Source organism: Methylobacterium sp. JK268 (assembly GCF_054052225.1).
Map to the genome: position 1 here is coordinate 13,056 of NZ_JBSVZN010000015.1, position 26,408 is coordinate 39,463.

The following is a 26,408-nucleotide window of genomic DNA, read 5'->3' on the forward strand; positions in this document are numbered from 1 at the left end:
CCGCGATGGCGGGCCTGGGACTCCGCCTACTCGTCCGGCGCGTCGATGGTGCAGGAGACCGACTTCGCCAGTGCGTCCGCGAGCGCCTGCTGGCTCGGCAGGGCCGCGAGCGCCCGCACCACCACGAAGCCCTCGCGGCTCGGCGCCACGATGCGCACGTCGCGGTTGCGGTCGTCCTCGTCCTCCTCCGCCAGCGCCTCGTCGAACTGACGGCGGGTCATGATGACGAGTTCGATGTTGCCCTTCACGGCCGCTTGGTCGGTGATGGCGTAATAGGCGCCCCGGCGCCCGTGCAGGGCGAGGGACTCGAAGAGCGGCCCGGTCTCGGTCGAGATCCGCACCGGACCGTCGTCGAGGTCGTAGGCGCAGACGCCCACCGCCACGGCCGGATCCTGCGGCGGCAGCCAGTCGCCCTCCGCGGGTGCGGGCGGCCCGCCCATGGCGGCGGCGTGGATCAGCACCGAGGTGTCGTTGCTGAGCGTCGCCCGCGTGCGGGAGACCGCGTCCCGCCCCGACAGGTAGGGGATCGCCATCACCACCGCGACATGGACGATGCCGGCGAGCACGAGGCCGCACAGGGTCGCGATGAGGAAACGGCCGAGGGAAGTCATCCGTCGCACCCGACGCGCGTGATCGAGGGGACGCCCTCGCGCTCCAGCACGCCCGTGCTCGCGGCGACGGGCGTGTCGTAGAGCCGCAGGACGAGGCGGAGCGCCCCCTCGCCCGGGGGCACCGGCAGCCAGTTGCCGGGCTGGACGGCGGGGCTGAGCGTGATGGCGAAGCGCCCGGAGGCGTCCCGGAGCAACTCGGTGGCGGTGAAGCCGCGGCGGGGCGGCGGGCCGTCCGTCGCCGGATCGGGGGCCGGGCGGCGGCGCTCCGCCGTGAGGGTCCAGGCCCGGGCCGGGGGCGTCGCCCCGGCGATCCGATAGGTGCAGGCCGGCAGCAGGCGCTGGCCCTGGTCGTCCCGCAGGGCGGTGAGCAGCAATCCCTCGCCGAGCGCGATCGGGATCTCGCCGGTCCGGGCGAGGATCGCCCGCGCGTAGGGGTCCGCCTCCTGCGAGCCGAGGCGCGGCCAGGCGGTCCAGGCGTTCAGGGCGACGCCGCCGAAGGGCGGCGGGCCCCGCGTCGCCCAGTTGGCGCTGGCAAGCCCGAGGCCGGCGCCGAGCGCCAGCGCGTAGGCGACGAGCCCGACCGCGCTGGCCCGGCCCGGGTTGAGGGGCGAGCGCCGCAGGGCCGCGCCCGCCCGGCGCAGGGCCGGGCGGAGGGCGGCGGTGCGGGCGGTCGCCTCCGCCGGCGCTCGGGCCAGTCTCTCCGTGAGCATTGGGGCTGTCTCTAGCGCGGATCCGCGCCGCGGGGGGCGCGCGTCACGGGGTCGCGATCCGGCCCCGCGGGGCCTCGCCCTGCGCGAAGCTGCCGGTGGTGCGCACCTCGCGCAGCGCGGAGCGGCCGGGCTCGACGGTCCGGAACAGGCCGCCGATGCCGCCCAGCACCTCGAAGGAGCGCCGCGAGAGCGCGCCGGGCGGCGCCCCGGGCGGCGGCGCGGTCGGGGCGGGCGCCTTGTTGGCCGCGACCGCCCCGGGCTTGTCGCCCTCGAAGCCCGGCAGCGGCTTCAGCTCGATGCCCTGGTGGGCCGGCGCCATCACCTCGTGGAAGGTCATGGCGGGCAGGGAGCCGCCGGTCATGTTCTTGGTCGAGGTGTGGTCGTCGTTCCCGTACCAGACCGCGGTCACGAGGTTGCCGGTGAAGCCGCAGAACCACGCGTCGCGATAGGCGTTCGTGGTGCCGGACTTGCCGGCGGTCTTCACGCCCTCGACCTGCGCCTTGCGGCCGGTGCCCTCCTCAACGACCTTGTTGAGCATGAAGTTCATGTCCGCGACGACGCGGGTCGAGAGCACCTGCTCGGGAGCCGGCTCGCTGGTGTCGTGGCGGTAGACAACCTCGCCCGAGGAGGCGCGGATCTCGATCGCCGCGTAGGGCTTGGCGCGCCGGCCGCCATTGGCGAAGACCGCGTAGCCGGCGGCCTGGTCGAGCACGGTGACCTCCGCCGATCCGATCGGCAGGGAGACGGAATCCACGAGGTTCGAGGTGATGCCCATGCGGTGGGCGGTGTCGATGATCTTCGCCCGGCCAAGCTTGGCCGCGCGGGCTTCGTGCGTCTCGCCCATGGCCTTGCCCATGGCGATCGACAGCTTGACCGGGATGGTGTTGATCGACTTGGCGACGGCGATCCACAGCGGCACCGTGCCGGCGAAGGAGCGGCCGTAATTCGCCGGGCACCAATTGCCGATGCAGACGGGCGAATCCACCACCTTGGTCTCCGGCCGCCACAGGCCGGTCGAGAGGGCGGTGGCGTAGACGTAGGGCTTGAACGAGGAGCCCGGCTGGCGCAGGGCGTCGGTGGCGCGGTTGAACTGGCTCTGCCCGTAATCGGAGCCCCCGACCATGGCGCGCACGCCCCCGTCCGGGTCCATGGTCACGAGGGCGGCCTGGTCGACGTCGAAGGCGTCGCCGAACTGCCGCAGGGTGTTCTCCACCGCCTGGTCGGCCCGCCGCTGGATCGACAGGTCGAGGGGCGTCTTGACGACGAGCACCCGCTCGCGTCCGAGCTTGCCCTCGTCGGCGAGCCGCTTCACCTCGCCGAAGGCCCAGTCGAGGTAGTAGTCGGCGCTGACGTCGCGCGAGCGCGTCACCGGCGTCGCCGGGTTGCGCAGGGCCGACTGGATCTGGCCCTCCGTCAGGTAGCCGGCCTCCACCATGTTGTGCAGCACGTCCGCGGCCCGCGCCCGGGCCGCCGGCAGGTTCACGTGCGGGGCGTACTTGGTCGGCGCCTTGAACAGGCCGGCCAGCATGGCCGATTCGGCCAGCGAGATGTCCTTGAGATTCTTGCCGAAATAATAGTCGGCGGCGGCCGCGGCGCCGAAGGTGCCGCCGCCCATATAGGCGCGGTCGAGGTAGAGCTTGAGGATCTCGTTCTTCGTCAGGTGCCATTCCAGCCAGAGGGCCAGGAAGGCCTCGTTGATCTTGCGCTGGAGGGTGCGCTCGTTGGTCAGGAACAGGTTCTTGGCGAGCTGCTGCGTGAGGGAGGAGCCGCCCTGGACGTGGCCGCCGCCGCGGGCGTTCACCGTCACGGCGCGCAGCGTCCCGATCGGGTCGATGCCGAGATGGTCGTAGAAGCGCCGGTCCTCGGTGGAGATCAGGGCCTTGATCAGCGTGTCCGGGAACTCGTCGAGGCGCAGGGAATCGTCGTGCTTGATGCCGCGCCGTCCGACCTCGGTCCCGTAGCGGTCGAGGAAGGTCACGGCGAGGTCCTGCGCCTTGAGCCAGTTCTCGCTCGTCTGGTTGAAGGCGGGCTGGGCGAGCGTCACCATCACGAGAGCGCCGCCCAGGGAGAGCGTCACCGCCTCGCTCGACAGGTCGAGGAGCACGCGCTTGACGCCCCGCACCGCGAAGCGCCGCCGCATCGCCTCGGAGAAGCGGGTGTAGCTCTCGCCGAGGCCGGTGCCGCCCTCGTAGAGGCCCGCATTCACCCAGGCGTCGAAGCTCAAGGCGGCGCGGTTGAGGCGCGTCCAGAGCGAGGAAAGCCTGTTCAGCGGCACGCGTCACATCCTTGGGCAAGCCGGCCGGCCAGGACCGGGCGGTCTGGTGTATCGGATCTCGGCGCGGTCCGCGAGGCCGGGTTGCGGCGAACGGCTCCGCTCGCTCGGAACGGCAACGCCGCCGCGGTCCCGCGGATCCGTTCTGCCCGATATGGCGCCCGGCAGCCCGGGACGCGAGGTCGCAGGACTGCGCAGGCGGGATCCGCCGCGCGCCGGGCGCAGGGCCGGTGTCGCGTCCGGCGCCCTTGTGCGCGCCGTCGGCCTGCGGCACAGGGAAGACCTCTCCCGTGTCCATCCCACCCGCGCGCATCCAAGTTGCGCGCTCACGAAGGATTCCGCCTTGGCCGCCCGCACGAAGGTCGCCCGGCCCGCCTCGCCGTTCTGGCGCGAGAAGAGCCTGGAGGCCATGACCCCGCAGGAATGGGAGAGCCTCTGCGACGGCTGCGGGCGCTGCTGCCTCCTCAAGCTCGAGGACGAGGATACGGGCGAGATCCACCACACGGACGTCGCCTGCACGCTCCTCGACATGGGGGCCTGCCGCTGCCGCGACTACGCCCGGCGCCAGCAGCGCGTGCCCGATTGCGTGCGCCTGACGCCCGAGGCGGTGCGCGGCCTGCCCTGGCTGCCGCCCACCTGCGCCTATCGGATCGTCAAGGAGGGCGGCGACCTGCCCTGGTGGCACCCGCTCGTCTCCGGCAGCCGCGCGACGGTGCACGAGGCCGGCATCTCGGTGCGCGGCAAGGTCAGCGGCACCGAGGAGGAGTTCGAGACCGACGAGTTGCTCGACCGGATCGTGACCTGGCCCGCCGAGGATCCGGGGCGGTGAGGGCAATCTGGCGCGCGGCTTGCATCGATGGCCGCGTCACCATGACGTTTCCTCCCTTGTCTTGCGCCCCGCTCCCCGGAGCGGGGCGTTTTTTCGTTGGCCGTTGCCAGGAGGGCGGGCACGCCCGATAACGCGGCCGATCGGAGGCGCCTTTCCATGGCCTTGACCGTCGCGGTCCAGATGGACCCGATCCAGAGCATCCGCATCGCGGGCGACACCACCTTCGCGCTGCTCCTCGAAGCGCAGGCCCGCGGGCACCGCCTGCTGCACACCACGCCCGACCGGCTCTCGATGCGCGACGGACGCGTCACGGCCCGGGTCGAGGCGCTGCGGGTACAGGACGTCGAGGGCGCGCATGCGGACCTCGGCCCGCCGGAGCGGGTCGACCTCGCGGGCGTGGACGTGGTGCTGATGCGCCAGGACCCGCCCTTCGACATGGGCTACATCACGGCGACGCACCTGCTGGAGCGGATCCACCCGGCGACGCTGGTGGTCAACGATCCCGCCGAGGTGCGCAACGCTCCCGAGAAGCTGTTCGTCACGCATTTCCCGGAGCTGATGCCGCCGACGCTGATCTCCCGCGACCGGCTGGAGATCGAGGCGTTCCGGGCCGAGCACGGCACCGTGGTGATGAAGCCGCTCCACGGCCATGGCGGCGCCGCGGTGCTGCGGGTCACGCCGGACGATCCGAATTTCGGCTCGATCTTCGACCTGTTCGCGCAAACCTTCCGGGAGCCCTGGGTGATCCAGCGCTTCCTGCCGAAGATCTCGGAGGGCGACAAGCGCATCATCCTGGTGGACGGCGAACCGCTCGGCGCCGTGAACCGGGTTCCGGCCCAGAACGACATCCGCTCGAACATGGTGCGGGGCGGGACCGGCGGGGCGACCGCGCTGACGGACCGCGAGCGCGAGATATGCGCGGCGATCGGTCCGGAGCTGCGGCGGCGCGGGCTGATCCTGGTCGGGATCGACGTGATTGACGGCCACCTGACCGAGATCAACGTCACCTCGCCGACCGGGATCCGGGCGATCAAGCGCCTGGGCGGCCCCGATCTCGCGGTGGCGGTCTGGGACGCGATCGAGGCGAAGGTGGCGAACCGGGCGGCTTCGGTGCCTTAGGGGCGATCGGTCGCTGTAGCGTCATCGCGGGTGAGGTGGTTCAATCCTCCCCCGCGGATGCACCACGGTGTCCGGGAAAGATAAGGCCGTTCAGAACGCGCCCTGATCTCCGGAATGTGCGAATTCAACAACAAACCACACCAGTCCATGACGCGCGGGATCCCCTCTCCCGAGTGGGCTTGCGGATTCACAGAACGTAAAAATACAGACATGGCGGATACTTACGCTGACACACGACGGTTCCCGGGTGTGGCGCGGGGAACCCCTCTCCCGTGCGGGAGAGGGGCAGGGGTGAGGGTCCAGGTGGTTCAGCAAGTATTCTGAAGTGTCCCGCTGCCAGCACGACCGTCTTCGCTTGATGACGGCACAGTCCGGGACCCTCACCCCTACCCCTCTCCCGCACGGGAGAGGGGATCCCGCGGGTCTCCTCAGTTCCGTTCAAGCGACTGCGAAAGAAGAGCTTTTTCATGCCGATAGGCGAAGTGTGAACACGCTAGCCCGAGTGGGAGAGGGGTAGGGGTGAGGGCCGGACGTTTCAGCAAGAAGACACAACTCTACCGCTGGCAGCTTGACGGTTCAGATCACTTGCTGAACCCAAGCCACCCTCTCGCGGGATCTTCGATCCCCCGGCCGCTCTCCCACTCGGGAGAGGGGAGAGGTGCATCCGATTGTCCCCGGACAGCCGTGCCGCAGAGGGGGGAGGGTCCGGCCGTCCTCAGTCGCAGACGCGCACGCGGCGGATGTAGACGTCGCCGAACTCGTCCACGACCCGGCGGCGCACGGTGTAGCAGTCCGACGCCTCGTAGGCCGGGGCGTAGCCGTACCCGTAGCCGCCGTAGACGGGCGTGTAGCCGTAGGCCGGGGCCGCGTAGTAGGGCCGCGAGCCCGCCGCGATGGCGCTGCCGAGGGCGAGCCCGCCGATCGCGCCGAGCGCGATGGCCGGTCCGGCCCGCCAGCGCGCCTCGGCCGGCGAGACGCTCGCGGAGGTCACGGCCGCCAGGGTCACGGCGGCCACACAGGCGGAAGCGATGCGCTTCATGGCAGATCCCCTCGTGTGTGAGCGAAGACGAACAGGATTCCCCTGAGGAAACCCGCGACGACGTCGGCGGATCCCCAGCGTCATGCTCATTCTCTACAAGGCGGCGACTGAACGGAGCCTGAAGGCGCCGGCGCACCGATCACCAGGGCGCGACCGGTCCGATCAGGTCGCATCGGCGGTCGGGCGCGCCTCGATCCGGCGGTGGCCCGACACCTCGGCGCCCGCGGACGGGGACAGGCGCGCGAAGGAGAGGGTCGAGAGGCCCGACAGCAGAGCCACCGCCAGGAAGGCCGGCCAGAAATCCTCCGCCCGGACGGCGCTGCGGCCGTGCCACGCCGCGGCGCTCTCCAGCGCGAAGGCCCCGAAGGCGACCCCGACGCTCAGCGAGAGCTGCTGGGCGACGCTGGCGAGGCTCGTCGCCGCGCTCATGTCGCGCGGGTCCACGTCCGCGTACGCGATGGCGTTCACGGCGGTGAATTGCAGCGACCGGAAGCAGCCGCCGACGAGGAGCACCGCGATGATGACCGCGTGCGGGGTCGTGGCCGAGAACAGGCCGATGGCCGCGAGCAGGGCGGCGGCGACCAGGGCGTTGACCGTGAGCACCGTGCGGAAGCCCAGCGCCCGCAGGATCCGCGCCGCGAGCGTCTTCATGAACAGCGCGCCGGCCGCCGCCGCGAAGGTGAGCAGGCCCGAATGCAGCGGATCGAGGCCGAAGCCGAGCTGCAGCATCAGGGGCAGCAGGAAAGGGATCGCCCCCGTGCCGATCCGGAACAGGCTCCCGCCGGTGACCGCTGCCCGAAACGTCGGGTAGCGCAGGAGGTCGAGGCGGATCAGCGGATGTGCAACCCGGCGGGAATGCCGGTGATAGAGCGCGAGCAGCACGATCCCGGCCCCGATGCAGCCCCAGGACACGGCCGGCGGCAGCAGGTGGCGCCCGCCCGAGGCGAGGCCGAGCATCAGGCTCGCGAGCCCGGCCCCCGACAGCACGAAGCCCAGGCCGTCGAGGGGCGGCCGCTCGGCCTCGCGCAGGTCCGCGAAGAAGCGGGTGGCGAGCAGGATGCCGGCGAACCCGATCGGCAGGTTGATGAAGAAGATCCAGCGCCAGTGCAGGGTCGTGGTGATGAGGCCGCCGAGCGGCGGTCCGATCACCGGGCCGACCAGGGCCGGGATGGTGAGCGTCGCGAGCGCCTGGACGAGTTCCGCCTTCGGCACGCTGCGCAGCAGCACCAGCCGCCCGACCGGTACCATCATGGCCCCGCCCATTCCCTGCAGGAAGCGCGCGGCCACGAACCACGCGAGCGAATCGGACGCCGCGCAGGCGAGCGACCCGGCCATGAACACCGCCAGCGCCCAGCGGAACACCGAGCGCGCCCCGAACCGGTCCGCCATCCACCCGCTCACCGGGATGAAGATCGCGAGGCTCACGAGGTAGGCGGTGAGCGCGAGCTTCAGGGCGATCGGATCCTCGTGCAGGTCGGCCGCGATCGCCGGCAGGGAGGTGGCGATCACGGTCGCGTCGGTGTTCTCCATGAACAGGGCCGTCGCGACGACCAGCGGAACGATCCGGGCGGGGCGCATCGGGTTCGGGACTCCTTTTTATCCGGGTGATATTGACGGAGGAATATCGCCCGGGTAATACACCGCGCGAAGGGAGTTGTCGCGATGGAGAAGCACGGGACCTGCACGGCGTTCCGGGGGGAGCGCCGGCTGGCTGCGGGAGCAGCTTGGGAGGTGGCCCTCGCCGTCAAGGCCGCGCTCGCCGAGGAAGGGGGTGTTCCGGTTCACGTCTTCGAGGACGAGACCGGACGGGCGGTCGATTTCGACCTGCGCGGTAGCGACGCCGAGATCGCGGCCCGCCTGCGGCCCGCGGAGGCGCCGCGCGCGGCGGGCCGTCCGAAGCTCGGGGTGGTGGCGCGGGAGGTCACGCTGCTGCCGCGGCACTGGGAGTGGCTCGCGGCTCAGCCGGGCGGCGCCTCGGTGACGCTGCGCCGGCTGGTGGACGCCGCCCGGGCCGTCGGGGGCGACCGCGCCGCGACGCGCCGCGCCCAGGAGGCGGCCGACCGCTTCATGGGGGCGATGCTCGGCGACGCGCCGGGCTACGAGGAGGCGGCCCGCGCGCTCTACGCGGGCGACGGCGCGCGCTTCCGGGCCCTGTCCGAGCCCTGGCCGGAGGCCCTGCGCGACCACGCCCGGGCGCTCGCCGCGCCCGCGTTCCGGGCGGACGCGGTCCCGGACCAGGCGGTTCCGGGCTGAACCCGCCTCACCCCCGGCGCAGCAGGAACACCCCCTGCGCGCCGACGAGGTTCCAGATCCACCACGGCAGGGCGAAGCGCATCGGCTCGCCGGACGCGTCGAGGGCCGAGGCGCGCTCGATCCGGGCCCCCACGAGGTGGCACAGGCCGACGAAGTCGCGGATGGTGCAGTGGTGGATGTTCGGGGTCTCGTACCAGCTGTCGGGCAGGTACTCGGTCACCGGCATGCGCCCGCGCACCAGGAGCTCGGTGCGGATGCGCCAATGCCCGAAATTCGGGAAGGACACGATCGCCCGCCGGCCGATGCGCAGCAGGTGCTCCAGCACGACCTTCGGCTGGCGGGTCGCCTGGATGGTCTGCGAGAGGATGACGTAGTCGAAGGCGTCGTCCGGGTAGTCGGCGAGGTCGGTGTCGGCGTCCCCCTGGATGACGGGCAGCCCCCGGGCGAGGCAGGCGTTCACGCCCTCGCGCGACAATTCGATCCCGCGCCCGTCGATCCCGCGGCGGTCGCGCAGCAGCGCGAGCAGCGAGCCGTCGCCGCAGCCGACGTCGAGGACGCGCGCCCCCGCCTCGACGAGGCCGAGCACCACCCGGTGGTCGGCCCGCGCCGCGGCGAGGCCGGGCTCCTCCGGCAGGCCCGCCGGGGCGAGGGGAGCGGCGGTCGCGCTCACAGGCCGCGCTCCCGGGCGGCGGCCGCGATGAAACCGCGGGCGGCCGAGAACATCGCCGGCTCGTCGAGCAGGAAGGCGTCGTGGCCCTTGTCGCTCTCCACCTCCACGAAGGCGACCCGGGCCGCCGCCGCGTTGAGCGCGTGCACGATCGCCCGCGAGTCGGAGGAGGGAAACAGCCAGTCGGAGGTGAAGGACATCACGCAGAACCGCGTCGGCGTCTCTCGGAAGGCGTTCGCCAGCACGCCGCCGTGGTCGGCCGCGAGGTCGAAATAGTCCATCGCCCGGGTGAGGTAGAGGTAGGCGTTGGCGTCGAAGCGCTCGACGAAGCTGATGCCCTGGTGGCGCAGGTAGCTCTCGATCTGGAAGTCGGCGTCGAACGAGAAGGTCGGCGCGTCCCGGTCCTGGAAGCGGCGGCCGAACTTGCGGTGCAGGGCCGGCTCCGACAGGTAGGTGATGTGCGCGCCCATGCGGGCCACCGCGAGCCCCTTGGAGGGGCGCGTGCCTACGTCGAGGTAGCGCCCCGCGTGCCAGGCGGGATCCGCCATCACGGCCTGGCGGCCGACCTCGTGGAAGGCGATGTTCTGCGCCGAGTGGCGAGCGCCGGTGGCGATCGGCATCGCGGCGAAGACCCGCTCGGGGTAGCTCGCCGCCCATTGCAGCACCTGCATGCCGCCCATCGAGCCGCCGATGCACAGGAAGAGGTCGGGGATGCCGAGCCGGTCGAGGAGCATGGCCTGGCCCCGCACCATGTCCCGGATGGTGACGAGCGGGAAGTCGAGCCCGTAGGGATGGCCGTTCGCCGGGTTGAGCGAGGCCGGCCCGGTGGTGCCCATGCAGGAGCCGACCACGTTGGCGCAGATCACGAAGTAGCGGTCGGTGTCGACCGGCTTGCCCGGCCCCACCATGGTCTCCCACCAGCCGGGCTTACCGGTGACCGGATGGCGGCTCGCCACGTGCTGGTCGCCCGTCAGCGCGTGGCAGACCAGCACCGCGTTGCTGCGCGCCGCGTTGAGATGGCCCACGGTCTGGTAGGCGATCTGCCAGGGGGCCAGCGCCGTCCCGGCATCCATCGCCAGCGGCTCGTCCGGGCCGAACAGGGCGACGGGGCTCGTCGGGTCGAGCGCCTGGGAGGGCGTCTCCGGTCCGGGTCTCAGGGCGGGAGTGGCCATGTCGCGCGGGGCCTTCCTGGGCTGTCCGGAGCGTCCGGCCGCGGACGGTAAAGCGGCCGGAAAATTCGTTTCACCGGACGCCAGGAGTTAGGACCTTCCCGCCCGGCCGTCAATCGAGGGTGACGGTGGGGGCGGGGCGGTCGTAAGAGGGAAACCGTTTCTCCCGCTCCCCGATATCCCCATGACTCAGCCTGTCCCGACCGCCGACCTCGCGGCCCTGCGCGCCGAGATCGACCGCATCGACGCGGCCATGCACGACCTCCTGATGGAGCGCGGGCGCATCATCGACCGGCTGATCGCGGTGAAGCGGACGGGCGCCTCGGGCTCGGCCTTCCGACCGGGCCGGGAGGCCTCGATGATGCGGACCATCGCCGAGCGCCACGGCGGCCTCCTGCCCCTCGACACGGTGGAGGGGATCTGGCGGGTGATCATCGCGACCTTCACCTATGTCCAGGCTCCCTTCGCGGTCCACGCGGACGTGTCGGGGGGCGACGCGCCGATGCGCGATTCCGCCCGGTTCCACTTCGGCTTCACGGTGCCCTACCGGCCGCATCCGAGCGCCAAGGCGGTGATCGCCGCGGTGGCGGAGTCCCGCGGCGACCTCGGCATCTTCCGCCTCGACCAGGGCGTCACCGCGGGCGCGTGGTGGGAGGGACTGGCCGGGGAGGGGCGCCCGAAGGTGATCGCGCGGCTGCCCTTCATCGAGCGGCCCTCCCACCCGGCCGGCACGCCGGTCTTCGTGATCGCCCGCCCCCTCGACGATCCGAGCGCGGCCCAGCGCGACTGGGTGCTCTACGCGGCCCGGTTCGAGCGCTGGCGGGAGGCCGCGGAGGGAATCCTGGCGGAACTCGGCGCCGAGGTCGTGGCGAGCGCGGGTTTGCGCGGGGGGCTCAGCCAGCTCCTCGCGCTGCCCGGCGCGGTCGCGCCCGAGACCCTGCGGGCCGCGCTGGCGGAGGCGGGTGCCCCGCCCGCGCGGCTCGACGAGGTCGGCAGCCACGCGGCGCGGTTCCGGGTGGGGGGAACGCGGGCCTGATCACGCCCCCGGCGGGATCTCCGGCGATCCTTCCAGGATTGCCCGCAGCCCGTCCGGCAGCCGCGCCGGCCGGCCGCCGATCAGGGCGGCGACGCGCACCTCCGCGGTCATCAGCACCGTCTCGCCCCGCAGGATGCGCTGGGCCACCAGGATCGAGGCGCCACGCACCTGCGCGGTGCGGGTCTCGACCGTGAGGATGTCGTCCATCCGGGCCGGGATCAGCCAGTCGATCAGCATCCGGCGCACCGCGAAGAACAGCCCGTCCCCGCCCTCATGCAGCACCGACTGGTCGATGCCGGCCGCCCGCAGCAGCTCGGTCCGCCCGCGCTCCAGGAAGCGCAGGTAGCTCGCGTGGTAGACGAGGCCGGAGAAGTCCGTGTCCTCGTAGTAGACGCGGATCGTCAGGCGGTGCGGGGTCACGCGGCCTCCGCCGGTTCGCGGTCGACGATCCCGGGCGGCACCCGGCGGGTCGGGCCGGGGTGCCCGCGCAGAGGCTCACTCATCCTCGGCGCCGAACAGGCCGAACTGGACGCCCGGATCGCGGGAGGGCTCGGGCAGGCCGAGATGCCGGAAGGCGTGGGGCGTCAGCACCCGCCCCCGCGGCGTGCGCTGCACGAAGCCCTTCTGGATCAGGAAGGGCTCGATGATCTCCTCGATCGCGTCCCGCGGCTCCGAGAGCGCGGCGGCGATCGTTTCCACCCCGACCGGACCGCCGCCGAAGGAATGCGCGATCACGCCGAGGTACTTGCGGTCCATGGTGTCGAGCCCGGCCGGATCGACGTCGAGGAGGCGCAGCGCCCGGTCGGCGATGGCGCGCGTCACGGTCGGCGCCTCCTCGACGATCGCGAAGTCGCGCACCCGCCGCAGCAGCCGCCCGGCGATGCGCGGCGTGCCGCGGGCGCGCTTGGCGATCTCGTTGGCGCCGTCGGGCGACATGCCGATGCCCAGCACGCGGGCGCCCCGGGTGACGATCGCCTCCAGTTCGTCGATCTCGTAGAATTCGAGCCGGATCGGGATCCCGAACCGGTCGCGCAGCGGCGTGGTGAGCAGCCCCGCCCGGGTGGTGGCGGCCACCAGCGTGAACTTCGCGAGCTCGATCTTGACGGAGCGGGCGGCCGGTCCCTCGCCGATGATCAGGTCGAGCTGGAAATCCTCCATCGCCGGGTAGAGGATCTCCTCCACGGCGGGGTTGAGGCGGTGGATCTCGTCGATGAAGAGGACGTCGCGCTCCTCCAGGTTGGTGAGCTGCGCCGCGAGGTCGCCGGCCTTGGCGATCACGGGCCCCGACGTGGAGCGGAAATTCACGCCGAGCTCGCGGGCGACGATCTGCGCGAGCGTGGTCTTGCCGAGGCCGGGCGGGCCGACGAAGAGCACGTGGTCGAGGGCCTGGCCGGTGCGGCGGGCCGATTCGATGAAGACCTGAAGATTGGCGCGGGCCGCCCGCTGGCCGGTGAAGTCGGCGAGGCTGAGGGGGCGGATCGAGGCGTCGATGTCGTCCGCGCGGCGCTCGGGGGTCAGGAGAGGTCTGGGCTGGTTCAAGGGGGGCTCGGACGGGGCGGCGCCGCGCCGCAGGTCGGGCGCATCATCTCCCGGATGTAATCATCCCGGCGACCGGCACAACGCGACCGATCGCGCCACGCGCTCAGTGCCAGACCGGCTGCGCGTCGATCCAGCTCGGCGAATCCGAGATCGTGACCTGCGCGATGCCGCCGCAGACCGGTAGGCGGATCACGATCTGGTTGACCTTGCTGTTGCTGCGCGAGGCGGCGTTCTGCAGGTAGATGAACTCGGAATTCCGTCCGATCTCCTCGTAGCGCGAGACGTGCAGGTTGCTGTAGACGGGGGAATCGAGCCAGTCGTCGCCGCGGCGCTGGAAGGCCCCGCCCTGGTAGAGGTAGACGTCCGAGTACTTCAGGCAGTAGGGGACCCCGACGGTGCGCGCCGCCACCATCCAGACCCGCGGGCCGAGATCGGCGACCGCGATGGTCCCGCCGATCAGCGCGAGGACGCTCCAGAACTCCCGCCGGGCCAGCCACGCGAAGCGGCGGCGAACCGGTTCGCTGCTCGGGCGTAACGTCTGCTCGGTCACCAGGTTCGCCATCACCGCGTCCGCCTCGTCATGGGAGTGAACCTCAGCGCCAAGAGCCTTACCACGCCGCCCTACCCAAGACCCCAATGCTAAGCGGTGAGATTTAAGCAAATTTGATCGAGCTGAAAACTAAAATATCATTCTAAGATCAACGTAATCACGATATTAATGGGATATATTACCCATGAAAAAATCCAAAATTGTGGCCTGACAGCTAATATCTCTGGTCTCTCTTATCACATAAGCGGGCGCGTCAGGTGGATGGGAATTGACGTTGTCATCCGGAGTGAGGCGCGATGCGGTGCGGGCGATCGCACGGACGGCGCCACGCGAAGGGAATCCGGTGCCGTATGGACTTACGGCTGAGATCGGTATAAGGTCAAATCAGGAATAATTCTCTGGGAAATTTGTTATTTTGGTCAAGGCGAGGGGCATGCCCTTGGGGCTGTGACAGTCCTGTGGCCGTGCAGACTTCGCTCCAGGAGGCGCCGCTGCGGCGCCGGAAGGAGAGCCCCGATGGCGGGCGGGCTGCCGGAGGAGGTCGCGGCCAGGATCGCGGCCGGGATCGAGGCAAAGGTCGCGGCGTCCGCGAGCGGAATCGTCCTGCCGGAGGTCGCGCGGGTGCGGCGCCTGTTCTCGCCGCCCGACGAGGCGCCGCGCCGCTCGCGGACCTCGACCTGCCTGGTCCCGGCCTTCGGGCAGTACCTGACGGATTGCCTGCGCCGCCCCGGCCCGCAGGCCCCCGGGCTCGACCTCCGGGCCCTCTACGGTCGCACGCCCGCGCAGACCGCGTCCCTGCGCCTGTCGGACGGTGCGCGGGGCTGGCGCGGGCGACTGCGCAGCCAGGTCTTCAACGGCGAGGAATACGCCCCCTTCCTGTACGACGGGGCCGGGCGGCTCCGGGATCCGGCCTTCGCGGCGCTCGATCGGCCCGCGCGGTGGCCGCCGGGCGCGGCCCCGCCGCTCGACGACCAGATGGAGACGCTGTTCGCCTTCGGGGGACGCTGGGCGAACGCCACGCCCCTGACGGCCATGATCAACACCCTGCTGATGCGCGAGCACAACCGCGTCGCCGGGGAGGTGGAGCGGCGCAACCCGGACTTCGACGACGAGCGCGTCTTCCAGACCGCGCGCAGGATCCTGGTCGCGTCCTTCGCGAGGCTGGCGGCCGGGGAGTTCCTGGGCCACCTCGCGCCGCCGGCGGCCGGCCCGGTGGCGGACCTGCCGCCCGACCGGGTCCCGGGCCCGGTCGGCGCGACGGCGGTGGTGCTCGGCCTCGCCTGTCGCTGGCACGGGCTGCTCCCCGAGAGCATCGGCTGGCGGGGGCGCGGCCGGATCCCGGTCGGCGCGCTCGGTCTCGACAATGCGCCGCTGCTCGATGTCGGGCTGCACGCCGCCCTCGCGGCGGCCTCGGCCGAGCCCGCCGCGGAGCCCGGTCCCCTCAACACCGCCCCGGCGCTCCAGGCGGAGGACGACCGCCTCCTGGCGCTCGGCCGCGCCGCCCGCCTCGCGCCCTACAACCGCTACCGGGTGGCTTACGGCCTCGCCCCGGCGCGCAGCATCGCGGAGATCAATCCCGACCCGGCGGTGGCCGGCCTGCTCGCCGACCTCTACGGCGATGCCGATCGGGTGGAACTCTACCCGGGTCTGGTCGCCGAACCGCTCGATGAGGGGGCGCCGCTCCCGGCCCTCGCGCGGCGGATGATCGTCGCGGAGATCCGCTCGCAGAGCCGCGCGAACCCGCTCGTGGCCGAATCGGCCGGCACCGCCGAGACCTTCACGCCCTGGGGGCTCGATCTCCTGCGGGAGCCCGTCTCCCTGCGCGAGCTGGTGCGGCGCAACACCGGGCGGGACGATGCCGGGATCGGGATGTCGGCCCCCGGCCGCCCGGTGCCGTGACCGGCGACGGCGGCCGACGCCGCCGCCGCGCGACCTGAGACCAACCGGAGGCCGGTTCGCCGGGAGAGGCCTACTCGACCTCGGGCTCGATCTTCTCCAGGCCGCCGATGTGCTTCTGGGCGTAGAGCGGCAGGCCGATCTGCTTGATCAGTTCGAGCTGCGTCTCCAGGAAGTCGATGTGGCCCTCCTCGTCCGAAGCGAGGTCCTCGAACAGGATCCGGGAGACCCGGTCGTTGATGGACTCGGCGTACTTCGCCGCTTCGAGGTAGAGCGCCCGGGCCTCGTTCTCGGCCGCAAGGTCGCTCTCGATGATTTCCTGGACGTTCTGGCCGATCTTCAGCGGGTCCAGTTCCTGCAGGTTCGGGAAACCGTCGAGGAACAGGATGCGGTCGATGAACCGGTCGGCGTGGTTCATCTCCTCGATCGACTCCTTCCGCCAGAATTTGGCGAGGTCGATGTAGCCCCAGTCGTTCAGCATGCGAAAGTGCAGCCAGTACTGGCTCACGGCGGTGAGCTCGCTGCGCAGGCCGCGGTTCAGGTACTCGATGATCTTGGGATCGCCCTTCATCTCATGATTCCTCTGATCTGGCTGTCACGGCCTCTGCGGCAGCGGGCCGGGCCGGTGCGCGGCGGACCCCCACATGACACGGCGCGGGCCCGCAGCCAAGATCCTTTCTTTGAATAATTCTAAACGACGGTGCCGACCGACCGGAATTACCCATGGGCAGGTTGGCCGAGCGGCGCCGCGCCTGTCCGATCGCGGCCGCGCGGCGGCGCCTTGATCCGGTACCAGCCGACATAGAGGGCGGGGAGGAAGAACAGGGTGAGGAAGGTCGCCGCCACGATGCCGCCGATCATCGCGTAGGCCATCGGCCCCCAGAACACCTCCCGGGCAATCGGGATCATGCCGAGGCTCGCCGCGGCGGCGGTGAGCAGGATGGGCCGCATGCGGTGGCAGGTCGCCTCCACGACGGCGTCCCAGGGCGCCATGCCGTGATCCTCGTACTCGTCGATCTGGGTCACCAGGATCACCGAGTTGCGGATGATGATGCCGATGAGCGCGAGCACGCCGAGGATTGCCACGAAGCCGAGCGGCGCGCCGGAGGGCAGCAGGGCCGCCACCACGCCGATCAGGCCAAGCGGGGCCACGCTCGCCACGAGCAGCATCTTCTGCACGCTCTGGAGTTGCACCATGAGCAGGAAGGCCATGGCGAGCAGCATCAGCGGCACCACCGCGGCGATCGGCCCTTGGCCCTTGGCGCTCTCCTCGACGGCGCCGCCGGTGGCGAGGTCGTAGCCGTCCGGAAGCGCGGCCCGGAACCGGTCGATCCGGTCCTTGAGCGCCTGGACGACCGTGGCCGGCTGGGTCGCGTCGCGGATCGAGGCCCGCACCGTGATGGTGGGAAGCCGGTCCCGGCGCCACACGATCGGCTGCTCCAGGTCGTAATCGATCCGCGCGAAGGCGAGGAGCGGGACGGTCGACCCGTTCGCCAGGGGCACCTGCAGGCCCTGAAGGGTGTCCACCGAGCGCCGCTCGGTGGCGAGCGAGCGCACCGCCACGTTCACGAGGTAGATCGAATCGCGGATCTGCGTGACCGTGCTGCCGCCCACGACCCCGTTGAGGATGCCGGCGATGTCCTTCGAGGTCACCCCGAGCTGGCGGGCCTTGTCCTGCAGGATCTCGACCTTCAGCACCTTGCCGGGCTCGTTCCAGTCGAAGGTCGGGACGTCGACGCTCGGGTGGGCGCCGACGATGGAGGCGAGCGCCAGGGCCTGCTGGCGCACGACCTGGACGTCGGGCCCGCTCAGCCGGTACTGCACCGGCCGCCCGACCGGAGGTCCGAGATCGAGGGTATGGACGAACACGTCCGTGCCGACGAAGTCGCGCCGCGCGAGGTCGCGGAGCCGGGCGATGGTGCGGTCGCGGGCCTCGACCGAGGTGGTCTCGATCACGATCTGCCCGAAGAAGGCGTTGCCGAGCTGCTGGTCGAGGGGGAGGTAGAAGCGGATCGCCCCCTGCCCGACGTAGGAACTCCAGTGCCGGATCGCGGCATCGCCCTTCAGGGCGGCCTCGAACCGGTCCATCTGCGCCTTGGTCTCGCCGATGCTGGCGTTCTGCGGCAGGGTCATGTCGACCAGCACCTCGGTGCGGTCGGAGGAGGGGAAGAACTGCTGCTGCACGTGGCCCAGGCCGACGAAGGACAGGACGAGCAGCCCGACCGTCGCCGCCACCGTGAGCCAGCGCAGGCGCATCGCCCCGATCAAGAGCGTCCGGAACAGGGCCGTGAGCCGGCCCGGCCGCTCGTGGTGCCCCTTCATCGTCTTGGGAAGGAGCTTCACGCCGATCAGCGGCGCGAACAGCACCGCCACCACCCAGGAGACGAGGAGCGAGGCCGCGAGCACCACGAAGAGCGAGTAGGTGTACTCGCCCGCCGACGACCCGTTGAAGCCGATCGGCAGGAAGCCCGCCACCGTCACCAGGGTGCCGGTGAGCATCGGGAAGGCGGTCGAGGTGTAGGCGAAGGTCGCCGCCTTGTGCAGGCTGTCGCCGGCTTCGAGCCGGGCCACCATCATCTCGACCGTGATCATGGCGTCGTCGACGAGGAGCCCGAGCGCGATGATCAAGGCGCCGAGCGAGATGCGCTGCAGCGTCACCCCGAGGGCCTCCATGATCACGAACACGATGGCGAGGACGATCGGGATCGAGAACGAGACCACCAGCCCCGCCCGCAGCCCGAGGCTCAGGAACGAGACCACGAGCACGATCACCACCGCCTCGACGAGCGCCTCGGTGAAGCCACCCACGGCCTGCTCGACGATCCTGGGCTGGTCCGAGACGAGGTGGACGCCCACCCCGACCGGCAGCTGCCCCTCGATCTTGCGCATCTGCGCCTTCAGGGACTCGCCGAAATCCAGGATGTTGCCGCTGGGCTGCATGGCGATGGCGAGGCCGATCGCCGGCTGACCGTTGTAGCGGAACAGGCTCTCGGGCGGGTCGGTGTAGCCGCGGTGGATCTCGGCGACGTCGGAGAGGCGGAAGAAGCGGTCGTTCACCCGCAGGTTGATCGCCTTGAGGCTGCTCTCGTCCGCGAACTGGCCGCCCACCCGCACCGAGACTCGCTCGGGATCGGCCTGGATCACCCCGGACGGCGCCACGGTATTCTGGCCCTGCAGCGTGTTGATCACGCTCTGCATGTCGAGTCCGAGCCCGGCGAGCTTGCGGGTCGAGAAGTCGAGGTAGATCACCTCGTCCTGCGCCCCCAGGATCTGGGTCTTGCCGATGTTCCGGACCTTCAGCACGCCGGTGCGGACGGTCTCGACGTAGTCGCGCAGCTGGCGCATCGACAGTCCGTCGGCCGTGAAGGCGTAGACGTTGCCGAACACGTCGCCGAACTCGTCGTTGAAGAACGGGCCTTGGACGCCCTGCGGGAAGGTGCCCTGGATGTCGCCGATCCGCTTGCGGACCTGGTAGAACAGCCACGGGATGGTCTTGGGGGGCGTCGTCTCGCGCAGCTGCACGAACACCGTGGCCTGGCCCGGGGTCGTGTAGCTGCGGGTGAAGTCCACCGCGTTGATCTGCTGGACCTCCTTCTCGATCCGCTCGGTCACCTGCTGGAGCGTGTCGCCAATGGTGGCGCCGGGCCAGCGCGCCTGGACGATCATGGTCTTGATCGCGAAGGCGGGGTCCTCCTCGCGGCCGAGCTTCTTGTAGGACAGCGCCCCGGCGACGATCGCGATCGCCATCAGGAACCAGACGAAGGAGCGGTGCGCGAGCGCCCATTCCGAGAGGTTGAAGGATGTCATCGGCGCGTCCTCGCGCGGCAGATCGGGGCGGCCGGGGTGCCGGCGCCGTGCGGTGGGAGGGAAGCCGTGCGGCCGGTCCGCGTCACGGTCCGGTCTCGGGCAGGCGCACCGCCTGCCCCTCCGCGAGGCTGTGGACGCCCGCGATGACCACGCGCTCCCCGGACCGGATCCCGTCGCCGACGAGGACGCGGTCCGGGTCGCGGCCGGTCAGCGTGACCGTCCGGCGGCTCACCGAGCGGCCGTCCGGCGCCACGACCCAGACCGCGGGCGCGCCGTCGCCCTCGACGAGGGCGGCGGCGGGCAGCGGGATGCGCGGCGCGATCCGGCGCTCCAGCGCCACCGTCACGGTGGTGCCGAGGCGGAAGACGGGCGACGGATCGGTCAGGGTCAGGCGCACCCGCCGGGTCCGGGTCGCGGCCTCGGCGAGGGGCCCGATCTCGCGCACGCGGCCGCGGGCGGTGACGCCGGGCGCGGCGAGCAGGGTCACCGTGAAGGACGCGTCCCGCGGCATCTCGCCGATCAGGTCGTCCGGGATGTCCACCACCGCCTCGCGGATGTCGGGACGGGCCAGGGTGACGACCGACTGGCCGGACGGGACCACCTGGCCGACCTCGGCGCTCCAGGCCGTGACGACCCCGTCGAAATCCGCCGTCAGCGTGGCATAGCCGAGTTCGTCCTCGGCCTTCTGCAGGGCCGCCTTGGCCTGGGCGAGCTTCGCCTGGGCGGTGTCGCGGTTGGCGACGGCCGCGTCGAGCTGGGCCTGCGTCACCGCGCTGCTGCTGTCGAACAGGGTGCGCTGCCGGGCCTCCGCCGCCGTCGTGTTCTCGACCTGCGCCTGGGCATCCGCCACGTCGGCCCGTGCCCGCAGCAGGGCGAAGCGCTGCACGGTCGGGTCGAGGGCCGCGAGCCGCGCCCCCTTGGCGACGAGGTCGCCCACGTAGACGTCGCGGGCGACGATGCGGCCGCCGATGCGGAAGCCCATCTGGGTCTGGTAGCGCGCCTCGACGGTGCCGGCGAAGGGGCCGAAGGTCTCGGTCTCCCGCCGCTCGGCCGTCACGGTGAGCACCGGGCGGATGGGCGGGGGCGGCGCCTCGGCCGTCTCGTGGCAGGCGGCGAGGGGGACGAGGAGCGCCGCGAGCAGGATCCGCGGGATCACGGTGCGCCCTCCCCGACGACGGCGACGCTCTGGCCAGGGCGCAGCAGCTGGATCCCGGCCGTGACCACCTGCTCGCCCGCGTCCACCCCGCCCGCGAGCACGATCGCCGCGCCGGCGTAGCGCGCGATCTCGACGGTCTTCGGCGTCACGGTGCGGGTCTTGGGGTCGAGCACCCACACGGCGGGTGCGTCCTTCCAGCGGAACAGCGCGCTCCAGGGCAGGGTGACCGCCTCCTGCGGCCGGAACCGTCCGCGCCCGAGCACCACGGCGCCGAGGGTCATCTCGGGCGGCACCGCGTCGAGCCCGATCTTCACCCGCACGCCCCCGGATCCCGGATCGATGCTGGGCGAGATCTCCCGGACCGTGCCGGTGGTGCGGATCCGCGGGTCGGACTGGAGGCTGACCTCGATCCGGCCGCCGGTGGGCGGCGCGGTCAGCAGCATCTCGGGCACGACGAAGACCGCGTCGCGCGGGCCGTCCTGTGCCAGCGTGAACACGGTCTGGCCCGCGGAGACGACCTGACCGGCCTCGGCGCTGCGGGCCGTCAGGATGCCGGCGACGCCCGGCTTCAACTCCGTGTAGGTGAACTGCTCCCGCGCCGAGCCGAGGGCGGCCCGCGCAGAGTCGACCTGTGCCTGCGTGGTGCGCAGCTGCTGCTCGGCCTGATCGTAGGTCGTCCGCGTGGTGAAGCCGCTGCGCATCAGCGCCTGCTGGCGCTCGAACGCCACCCGGGCCTGCGTCAGCAGCGCCTCGGCGGAGGTGAGCGCCGCCGCGGCCGTGTCGACGTTCACCTGCTGCTCCTGCGGCTCCAGCCGCGCCAGCACCTGGTCGGCGCCCACGGGGTCGCCGACTTCCGCGAGGCGCTCGGCGATCTTCCCGGTCACGCGGAACGCGATGTTGCTCAGGAACTTGGCCTGGATGTCGCCGGTCAGCACGACCTCGTCCGCCACCTCGCTCCGGGCGACCGTGACCGTCTTGACGGCGGGAAGCGCGGGTGGCGGCGCGGTGGTGTCCGCGGCGGCGGCCGGCCCGGCCGCGAGGACGACCGCGAGCAGGATCGAGCGGGGAGGCATGGCGTTCGGTGGCTCCGGCGGCGGCGGACGGGTCGCGCGATCGGGTGAAGGAGCGGCCGCGAGGGGGCGGATGCGGCCGCTCCTTCCAGGTCACTCGGAACCTCGCGGCACCGACCGACCTGTGACGATGCCCCGTCGGGCAGGGGGCGATGGGGTGCTGCGGCGGGCCCTTCGGTGCGCGGCGCCCCGCGCGCCAACGGCTTGCCGTCCGCGGCACTCTGGTACAAATAACTGACTGGTTAGTCAATAGGGGGACGGATGGACACCGGCAGGCGCGGGACGCGGCAGCGGCGGAAGGAGGAGCGTCCGGGCGAGATCCTCGAGGCCGCCTTCGAGGAATTTGCCCAGAACGGCTTCGCCGCCACGCGCCTCGACGACGTGGCGGCCCGGGCGGGCATCACCAAGGGGACGATCTACGTCTACTTCCCGAGCAAGGAGGACCTCTTCGTCGCGACCTTCAAGGAGATGGTGCGTCCGACGATGGAGAACATCGCGGCCCTCACGGAATCCCCGCAGGGCACGGCGATGGGGATCCTGCGGACCCATTTCCGCTTCGTGTACGAGCACATGGTGGCCGACCGGCGCGGGCGCGAGCTGATGCGCCTGCTGATGGGAGAGGGCGGGCGCTTCCCGGCCCTCGCGGCGCGCTGGCACGACGAGGTGATCGGCCCGGCGATGGACCGGATGCGGGCGGTGATCCGCTACGGGGTCGACAGGGGCGAGTTCCGGCCCGGCCTGGAGGCGGCCTACCCGCACCTCCTGTTCTCGCCGGTGATGATGGCCGCGACCTGGACGACCCTGTTCGGGGACACCCGCCCCCTCGACTTCGACGCCTACTACGCGGCGCATCTCGACATGCTGGAGCGCGCCCTCTGCGCAGCGTCCCCCGGAGCGGGGGCCTCCGGGGCGTGAGGTCGGGAGCCGCGCCGCGCCGGAGCCGCCCGCGGGCGCGCCGCCGTCACAGCATGAACGGCTCGGCGCTCGCGTAGCCGACGAAGGTGTGGTCGTGAACCGCCGCGACGCCCGGGATCGCCTCGGCCGCCGCGACGAGCGCCTGCGACTCGGCCTCGTTCGTGACCATGCCCCAGAGGTGCACGACCCCGTCGAGGACCGTGACGTTGCCCTCCCCCTTCTCGGTCCAGGGCTGGCGCGCGAGTTCGGCGAGGAGCATGTCGCGGATGCGCTGGTCGGTGAGGTCGCGGCCCGACGCCGGCGCGGGCGCGGCGGGCAGCACGGTCGCGAGGGCGCGCACGAGGTCGCCGCGGGTGACGATGCCGACCAGCCGCTCGGGCTGGCCGGGCGCGGCCTCGACGATCGGCACCCGCCGGATGCGCTTGCGCTCCAGGATCTCGACGATCTCGGAGAGCGGCGTGTCGGGTGTGGCCGTGACGACCGGACCCGCCATCACGTCCGCGACCGTGCGTCCGTGCGCCGCCCGGTACTCCGTGGCCAGGGTCTCGATGGTGGAGAAGAACTCCAGCCAGCGGCCGCGGCGGCGCTCGGTGTCGAGTTCGGCGCGATGGAGGAGGTCGCCCTCGCTGACCATCCCCACGAGGCCCCCCGCCTCGTCGAGGACGGGAGCCGCACTGATCCGTTTCTCGATGAAGAGCCGGGCGACCTCCACGAGCGGCGTCTCGGGCCGCACGGTGAGGACGTCGCGGTGCATGATGTCGCGGGCGAGCATGGCTTCCTCCGGGTTCGCGCCATGCCCGATCCTGTCTCTCCGCCGCCGCCCGAGCCTTGATCTCGCGCAAGCCCGGGCGCGATCAGGCGATCGCGGTCCCGGAGGCTGCCAGCATCGTGCAGCCGTTCGCGGTGAGATCCGCGACCGAGGCCCAGAACGTCATGGCCTGCCCGCCGTTCCCGACCGCCGAACCCCAGGGATTGTGCAGTTCGAAGCTGTTGTTGGCGGCGTTGTAGGCGGTGACCTCGAACATGTGGTTCGAGACGAAATTGCCGGAGGTGCGCGAGCCGGTGGCGACCATGACCTCCTGGCCGGCCTTGCAGGCGTTCACGACCGACTGCGCGCCCGGCGCGTAGGAGGAGACGGCCTTCCCGGTGATGGCGGTGATCGGGTCGCCCCAGCCTCCGGCGATCAGCGCGTAGGCGTCGCCGGCCTGGTGGGGCAGGATGCCCTCCTCGTTGAGTTCCACGTAGGCCTTCTCGGCCAGCGCCGCCCATTTCCGCGGACCGTTGGCGAATTCGAGCTTCGAGCCGTTCGCCCAAGCGATCGATCCGGTGAAGGTCGGGAGCTGGCTATCGACGGTCACGTAGACGGCCTTGGCGTGGCTGTCGAAGAACCGGACCGCGTAGGTGCCGTCGCCGTTGTCGGTGAACATCGACCGGATCGAGGCCGGATCGTGCAGGGCGATCTCGGCGAGGGACGACATCAGGTAGCAATCCCCGACCGCGCCCTGGTTCACGTCGAGGTTGCTCACCGCGCCGCCCGCGCCGAACAGCGGATCCGTGTCGGTCCGGTAGGTGGAGGCGTAGCCGAGCCCGGCGGTGCTCGGGTGGTCGGTGCCGAGGAACCACTTGCCGATCAGCTCGCTCATCTGCGTCTGCGAGGTGCCGGCCTTCAGGTTGCCGAGGGCCACGGAGGCCGCGTTCCCGCCCGTCCAGTGCGCGTTGGCGGCGTTGCCGTTGATCAGCGCGTCCGCCAGGTAGGCGTCGGCCTTCGACGTGGTGATGCCGCCCGCGGCGTTGAGCAGAGAATCGAGGGTCTTGAGCGTGCTGAACTCGCTCGCGGTGACGCCGCCGACCGCAACGTCCTGCAGGATGTGCAGGAGCGAGGCGTGATCGAGGCTGTTGTTCCGCATGAGCCCGGCGACGTCGGCGCGGATGCCCGCGTCCTGGAGCTTGTCGAGGGGCCCGGCGATCGTGACCTTCGCGACGGCCGTCGTCGACCAGCCCTTGCCGTCAGAGGCCGCGACCTGGAGGCTCTTCGAACCCGCGGCCGACCCGCCCACGTAGGACAGGGCCGAGAGCTGGGCCGCCGTGACGGTGATCCAGGTTCCGGCGGGCTGCACCACCCCGTTGAGGATGAAATGGCCGCCATCCGTGCCGGGATCGTAGAAGCGGTACTGCGCGATCCGGTCGCCGTCCTGGTCCGTGACCGCGCCGATCAGGCTCGCCGCCGTGATCGACTGGCCGGATTGCAGGTTCGCGTCCTTCGCGGTCACCACGGGGTTGTGATTCGGCATCGTGAGGTCTCGAACTCGATGAGCACAGCGTCACTTTGCTGTCGCACGAAGTATGTGCGCTCGCAACGCACGGGAGAACCTGGTGATACACTCTTCTTGGTGAAGTGATCATAGGGATAATCGGGTCTTAAGCGGTTGTATGATTTTGATCGCGGTTCTCAAAGACCGCGCAAGGGATCGGGTGCGGCGCCGAGGCCCGCGTGAACCGGGCGTCGCACGCCGCGCCGGTGCCGCCCGCCCGCGGCCTCACGGTCGAGCGGCATGGATCGTCATCGCTGTCTCGCATCGCTTCATCGTCGCGAGCGCCCGATCGCTTCGACCGGGAGGAGCGCGCCCGGTCCGATGCGACGCGGCGTCCATCTTGCACGGGAGCCACGCGGGATCGCGACGGCTCGGCCCGGGCGGCGCTAAGGTCCGTCGCGACCGCGTCGAAGGAGGAGGACCCGATGCCGACCCACCACGAGATCCCGGCCACTCCCGACACGATGGTGCTGGGCTACTTCGATGCCGCGCGGCCGCCCGTGCTCACCGTCGAGTCGGGCGACACCGTCACGCTGCATTCCTTCCCGGCCGGCGGCCGCAAGGCCCTGCATCCCGACCCGGCCCGCAACCCCGCCGACTACCTCGCGGCCCTCGCCGCGCACGAGCCGGGCTTCGGGCCGCACTTCGTGACCGGTCCGGTGCACGTGCGCGGCGCCCTGCCGGGCGACGTGCTCCAGGTCGACATCCTCGACCTGAGGTTCCGCCAGGACTGGGGCTTCGTGTCCATCGTGCCGCTGCTCGGCACTCTGCCGGACGAATTCACCGACTACGAGACCATCCATCCGGACATCGACGCCGCGCGGGGCGTCTGCATCCTGCCCTGGGGGACGGAACTGCCGCTCGACCCCTTCTTCGGCATCCTCGCCACCACGCCGCCGCGGGCCTGGGGACGGGTCGGCTCGCCGGTGCCGCGGGCCTTCGGGGGCAACATGGACAACAAGGAGCTGAGGGCCGGCACCACCCTCTACCTGCCGGTCTTCGAGGAGGGGGCGGGCTTCTACGCGGGCGACGGGCACGGGGTGCAGGGCGACGGGGAGGTCTGCATCACCGCCCTGGAGACGGGGCTCAGCGGCACCGTCCGGCTCACCCTGCGCAAGGATCTGGGCTACCGGTGGCCCTTCGCCGAGACGCCCACCGACCTGATGGCGATCGGCCTGCACGAGAGCCTCGACGAGGCGATGCGGCAGGCCGTGCGCGAGATGGTGCGGCACCTGTGCGCCCGCACCCCGCTCACGCGCAACCAAGCCTACATGCTCTGCTCTCTCGCCGGGAACCTGCGCATCACCCAGACGGTGGACGGCAACAAGGGCGTGCACATGCTGATGCCCAAGAGCGCCCTGCCGCGCGCCGGCTGACGCCCGCCCGGTCGGCGTGGACACCGGCGCGGGCCCGGTCGTACCGTGGCGGATCCGCGCCTGCGCGGCTCCCGGGAGGGCC

23 protein-coding genes are annotated in these 26,408 nt (G+C 71.5%); 7 read left to right on the plus strand and 16 right to left on the minus strand.

Features of this window, described 5'->3' with window-relative positions:
* Window positions 1-26 precede the first annotated feature (26 nt).
* Genes ACW9J6_RS17585 through ACW9J6_RS17595 form a run of 3 tightly spaced genes read right to left on the minus strand, consistent with a single transcriptional unit; the run spans window position 27 to window position 3,596 of the window.
* Window positions 27-611 carry a DUF1254 domain-containing protein gene (locus ACW9J6_RS17585; RefSeq protein ID WP_457117788.1) on the minus strand — a complete coding sequence of 195 codons (585 nt, stop codon included), beginning with the start codon at window positions 609-611 and terminating at the stop codon, window positions 27-29.
* The gene (locus tag ACW9J6_RS17590; RefSeq protein ID WP_457117789.1) at window positions 608-1,321 is read right to left on the minus strand and encodes a DUF1214 domain-containing protein; all 714 of its coding nucleotides are present in this window, start codon (window positions 1,319-1,321) and stop codon (window positions 608-610) included. Before ACW9J6_RS17590 ends, ACW9J6_RS17585 begins: the two co-directional genes overlap by 4 nt.
* A gap of 43 nt (window positions 1,322-1,364) precedes the next feature.
* On the minus strand, window positions 1,365-3,596 hold the full coding sequence (locus tag ACW9J6_RS17595) for a transglycosylase domain-containing protein (RefSeq protein ID WP_457117790.1): 2,232 nt from the start codon (window positions 3,594-3,596) through the stop codon (window positions 1,365-1,367).
* Between the two features lie 340 nt (window positions 3,597-3,936).
* Here ACW9J6_RS17595 and ACW9J6_RS17600 point away from each other — a divergent pair, with 340 nt between their 5' ends.
* Window positions 3,937-4,422, plus strand: coding sequence for a YcgN family cysteine cluster protein (locus ACW9J6_RS17600; RefSeq protein ID WP_457117791.1), 486 nt, complete (start codon window positions 3,937-3,939; stop codon window positions 4,420-4,422).
* A gap of 156 nt (window positions 4,423-4,578) precedes the next feature.
* A complete protein-coding gene (gene gshB / locus ACW9J6_RS17605; protein WP_457117792.1) occupies window positions 4,579-5,541 on the plus strand; it encodes a glutathione synthase in 963 nt (320 codons plus the stop codon).
* 715 nt (window positions 5,542-6,256) lie between these two features.
* On the opposite strand, the gene ACW9J6_RS17610 is transcribed toward gshB, so the two are convergent.
* Together ACW9J6_RS17610 and ACW9J6_RS17615 are read right to left on the minus strand one after the other, a co-directional pair.
* Complete coding sequence (locus tag ACW9J6_RS17610) at window positions 6,257-6,580, minus strand: hypothetical protein (protein ID WP_457117793.1); 324 nt, start codon at window positions 6,578-6,580, stop codon at window positions 6,257-6,259.
* Window positions 6,581-6,742: 162 nt separating this feature from the next.
* Entirely contained in the window at window positions 6,743-8,158 is a 1,416-nt protein-coding gene (locus tag ACW9J6_RS17615) for a DHA2 family efflux MFS transporter permease subunit (protein ID WP_457117794.1), read from the minus strand.
* Between the two features lie 84 nt (window positions 8,159-8,242).
* On the opposite strand from ACW9J6_RS17615, the gene ACW9J6_RS17620 reads away from it, so the two are divergent.
* Window positions 8,243-8,833, plus strand: coding sequence for a DUF2239 family protein (locus ACW9J6_RS17620; RefSeq protein WP_457117795.1), 591 nt, complete (start codon window positions 8,243-8,245; stop codon window positions 8,831-8,833).
* Window positions 8,834-8,840: 7 nt separating this feature from the next.
* On the opposite strand, the gene metW is transcribed toward ACW9J6_RS17620, so the two are convergent.
* Both metW and metX read right to left on the minus strand, forming a co-directional pair.
* Window positions 8,841-9,503 (minus strand): methionine biosynthesis protein MetW, encoded by a 663-nt coding sequence (gene metW, locus ACW9J6_RS17625; protein ID WP_457117796.1) that lies wholly within the window; start codon window positions 9,501-9,503, stop codon window positions 8,841-8,843.
* Window positions 9,500-10,672 carry a homoserine O-acetyltransferase MetX gene (gene metX, locus ACW9J6_RS17630; RefSeq protein ID WP_457117797.1) on the minus strand — a complete coding sequence of 391 codons (1,173 nt, stop codon included), beginning with the start codon at window positions 10,670-10,672 and terminating at the stop codon, window positions 9,500-9,502. The genes metW and metX overlap by 4 nt, the downstream gene beginning before the upstream one ends.
* 181 nt (window positions 10,673-10,853) lie before the next feature.
* On the opposite strand from metX, the gene ACW9J6_RS17635 reads away from it, so the two are divergent.
* Window positions 10,854-11,705 carry a chorismate mutase gene (locus tag ACW9J6_RS17635; protein ID WP_457117798.1) on the plus strand — a complete coding sequence of 284 codons (852 nt, stop codon included), beginning with the start codon at window positions 10,854-10,856 and terminating at the stop codon, window positions 11,703-11,705.
* Here ACW9J6_RS17635 and ybgC read toward each other — a convergent pair whose 3' ends face one another.
* The 3 genes from ybgC to ACW9J6_RS17650 all read right to left on the minus strand — a co-directional run bounded on the left by ybgC (window position 11,706) and on the right by ACW9J6_RS17650 (window position 13,806).
* Window positions 11,706-12,125, minus strand: coding sequence for a tol-pal system-associated acyl-CoA thioesterase (gene ybgC, locus ACW9J6_RS17640; RefSeq protein WP_457117799.1), 420 nt, complete (start codon window positions 12,123-12,125; stop codon window positions 11,706-11,708).
* A gap of 75 nt (window positions 12,126-12,200) precedes the next feature.
* Complete coding sequence (ruvB, locus tag ACW9J6_RS17645; protein ID WP_457117800.1) at window positions 12,201-13,244, minus strand: Holliday junction branch migration DNA helicase RuvB; 1,044 nt, start codon at window positions 13,242-13,244, stop codon at window positions 12,201-12,203.
* A gap of 103 nt (window positions 13,245-13,347) precedes the next feature.
* The gene (locus ACW9J6_RS17650; RefSeq protein WP_457117801.1) at window positions 13,348-13,806 is read right to left on the minus strand and encodes a hypothetical protein; all 459 of its coding nucleotides are present in this window, start codon (window positions 13,804-13,806) and stop codon (window positions 13,348-13,350) included.
* A gap of 504 nt (window positions 13,807-14,310) precedes the next feature.
* Between ACW9J6_RS17650 and ACW9J6_RS17655 the strand changes: the two genes are divergently transcribed.
* Window positions 14,311-15,693, plus strand: coding sequence for a peroxidase family protein (locus tag ACW9J6_RS17655; RefSeq protein WP_457117802.1), 1,383 nt, complete (start codon window positions 14,311-14,313; stop codon window positions 15,691-15,693).
* A 70-nt stretch (window positions 15,694-15,763) separates the two neighbouring features.
* Here the strand turns inward: ACW9J6_RS17655 and bfr are convergent, their stop codons facing one another.
* From bfr to ACW9J6_RS17675, 4 genes are all read right to left on the minus strand, one after another.
* Window positions 15,764-16,261: a bacterioferritin gene (gene bfr, locus ACW9J6_RS17660; RefSeq protein ID WP_457117803.1), complete on the minus strand. Its 498-nt coding sequence runs from the start codon at window positions 16,259-16,261 to the stop codon at window positions 15,764-15,766.
* Window positions 16,262-16,407: 146 nt separating this feature from the next.
* Complete coding sequence (locus tag ACW9J6_RS17665; RefSeq protein ID WP_457117804.1) at window positions 16,408-19,497, minus strand: efflux RND transporter permease subunit; 3,090 nt, start codon at window positions 19,495-19,497, stop codon at window positions 16,408-16,410.
* Window positions 19,498-19,579: 82 nt separating this feature from the next.
* A complete protein-coding gene (locus tag ACW9J6_RS17670) occupies window positions 19,580-20,653 on the minus strand; it encodes an efflux RND transporter periplasmic adaptor subunit (RefSeq protein ID WP_457117805.1) in 1,074 nt (357 codons plus the stop codon).
* Window positions 20,650-21,726, minus strand: coding sequence for an efflux RND transporter periplasmic adaptor subunit (locus ACW9J6_RS17675; RefSeq protein ID WP_457117806.1), 1,077 nt, complete (start codon window positions 21,724-21,726; stop codon window positions 20,650-20,652). Before ACW9J6_RS17675 ends, ACW9J6_RS17670 begins: the two co-directional genes overlap by 4 nt.
* Window positions 21,727-21,984: 258 nt before the next feature.
* Between ACW9J6_RS17675 and ACW9J6_RS17680 the strand changes: the two genes are divergently transcribed.
* Window positions 21,985-22,638 (plus strand): TetR/AcrR family transcriptional regulator, encoded by a 654-nt coding sequence (locus ACW9J6_RS17680; RefSeq protein WP_457117807.1) that lies wholly within the window; start codon window positions 21,985-21,987, stop codon window positions 22,636-22,638.
* Window positions 22,639-22,684: 46 nt separating this feature from the next.
* Here ACW9J6_RS17680 and ACW9J6_RS17685 read toward each other — a convergent pair whose 3' ends face one another.
* Together ACW9J6_RS17685 and ACW9J6_RS17690 are read right to left on the minus strand one after the other, a co-directional pair.
* The gene (locus ACW9J6_RS17685) at window positions 22,685-23,410 is read right to left on the minus strand and encodes a CBS domain-containing protein (RefSeq protein ID WP_457117808.1); all 726 of its coding nucleotides are present in this window, start codon (window positions 23,408-23,410) and stop codon (window positions 22,685-22,687) included.
* Between the two features lie 82 nt (window positions 23,411-23,492).
* A complete protein-coding gene (locus ACW9J6_RS17690) occupies window positions 23,493-24,929 on the minus strand; it encodes a C2 family cysteine protease (protein ID WP_457117809.1) in 1,437 nt (478 codons plus the stop codon).
* A 446-nt stretch (window positions 24,930-25,375) separates the two neighbouring features.
* Between ACW9J6_RS17690 and ACW9J6_RS17695 the strand changes: the two genes are divergently transcribed.
* Entirely contained in the window at window positions 25,376-26,326 is a 951-nt protein-coding gene (locus ACW9J6_RS17695; protein WP_457117810.1) for an acetamidase/formamidase family protein, read from the plus strand.
* The last annotated feature ends 82 nt before the right edge of the window (window positions 26,327-26,408 follow it).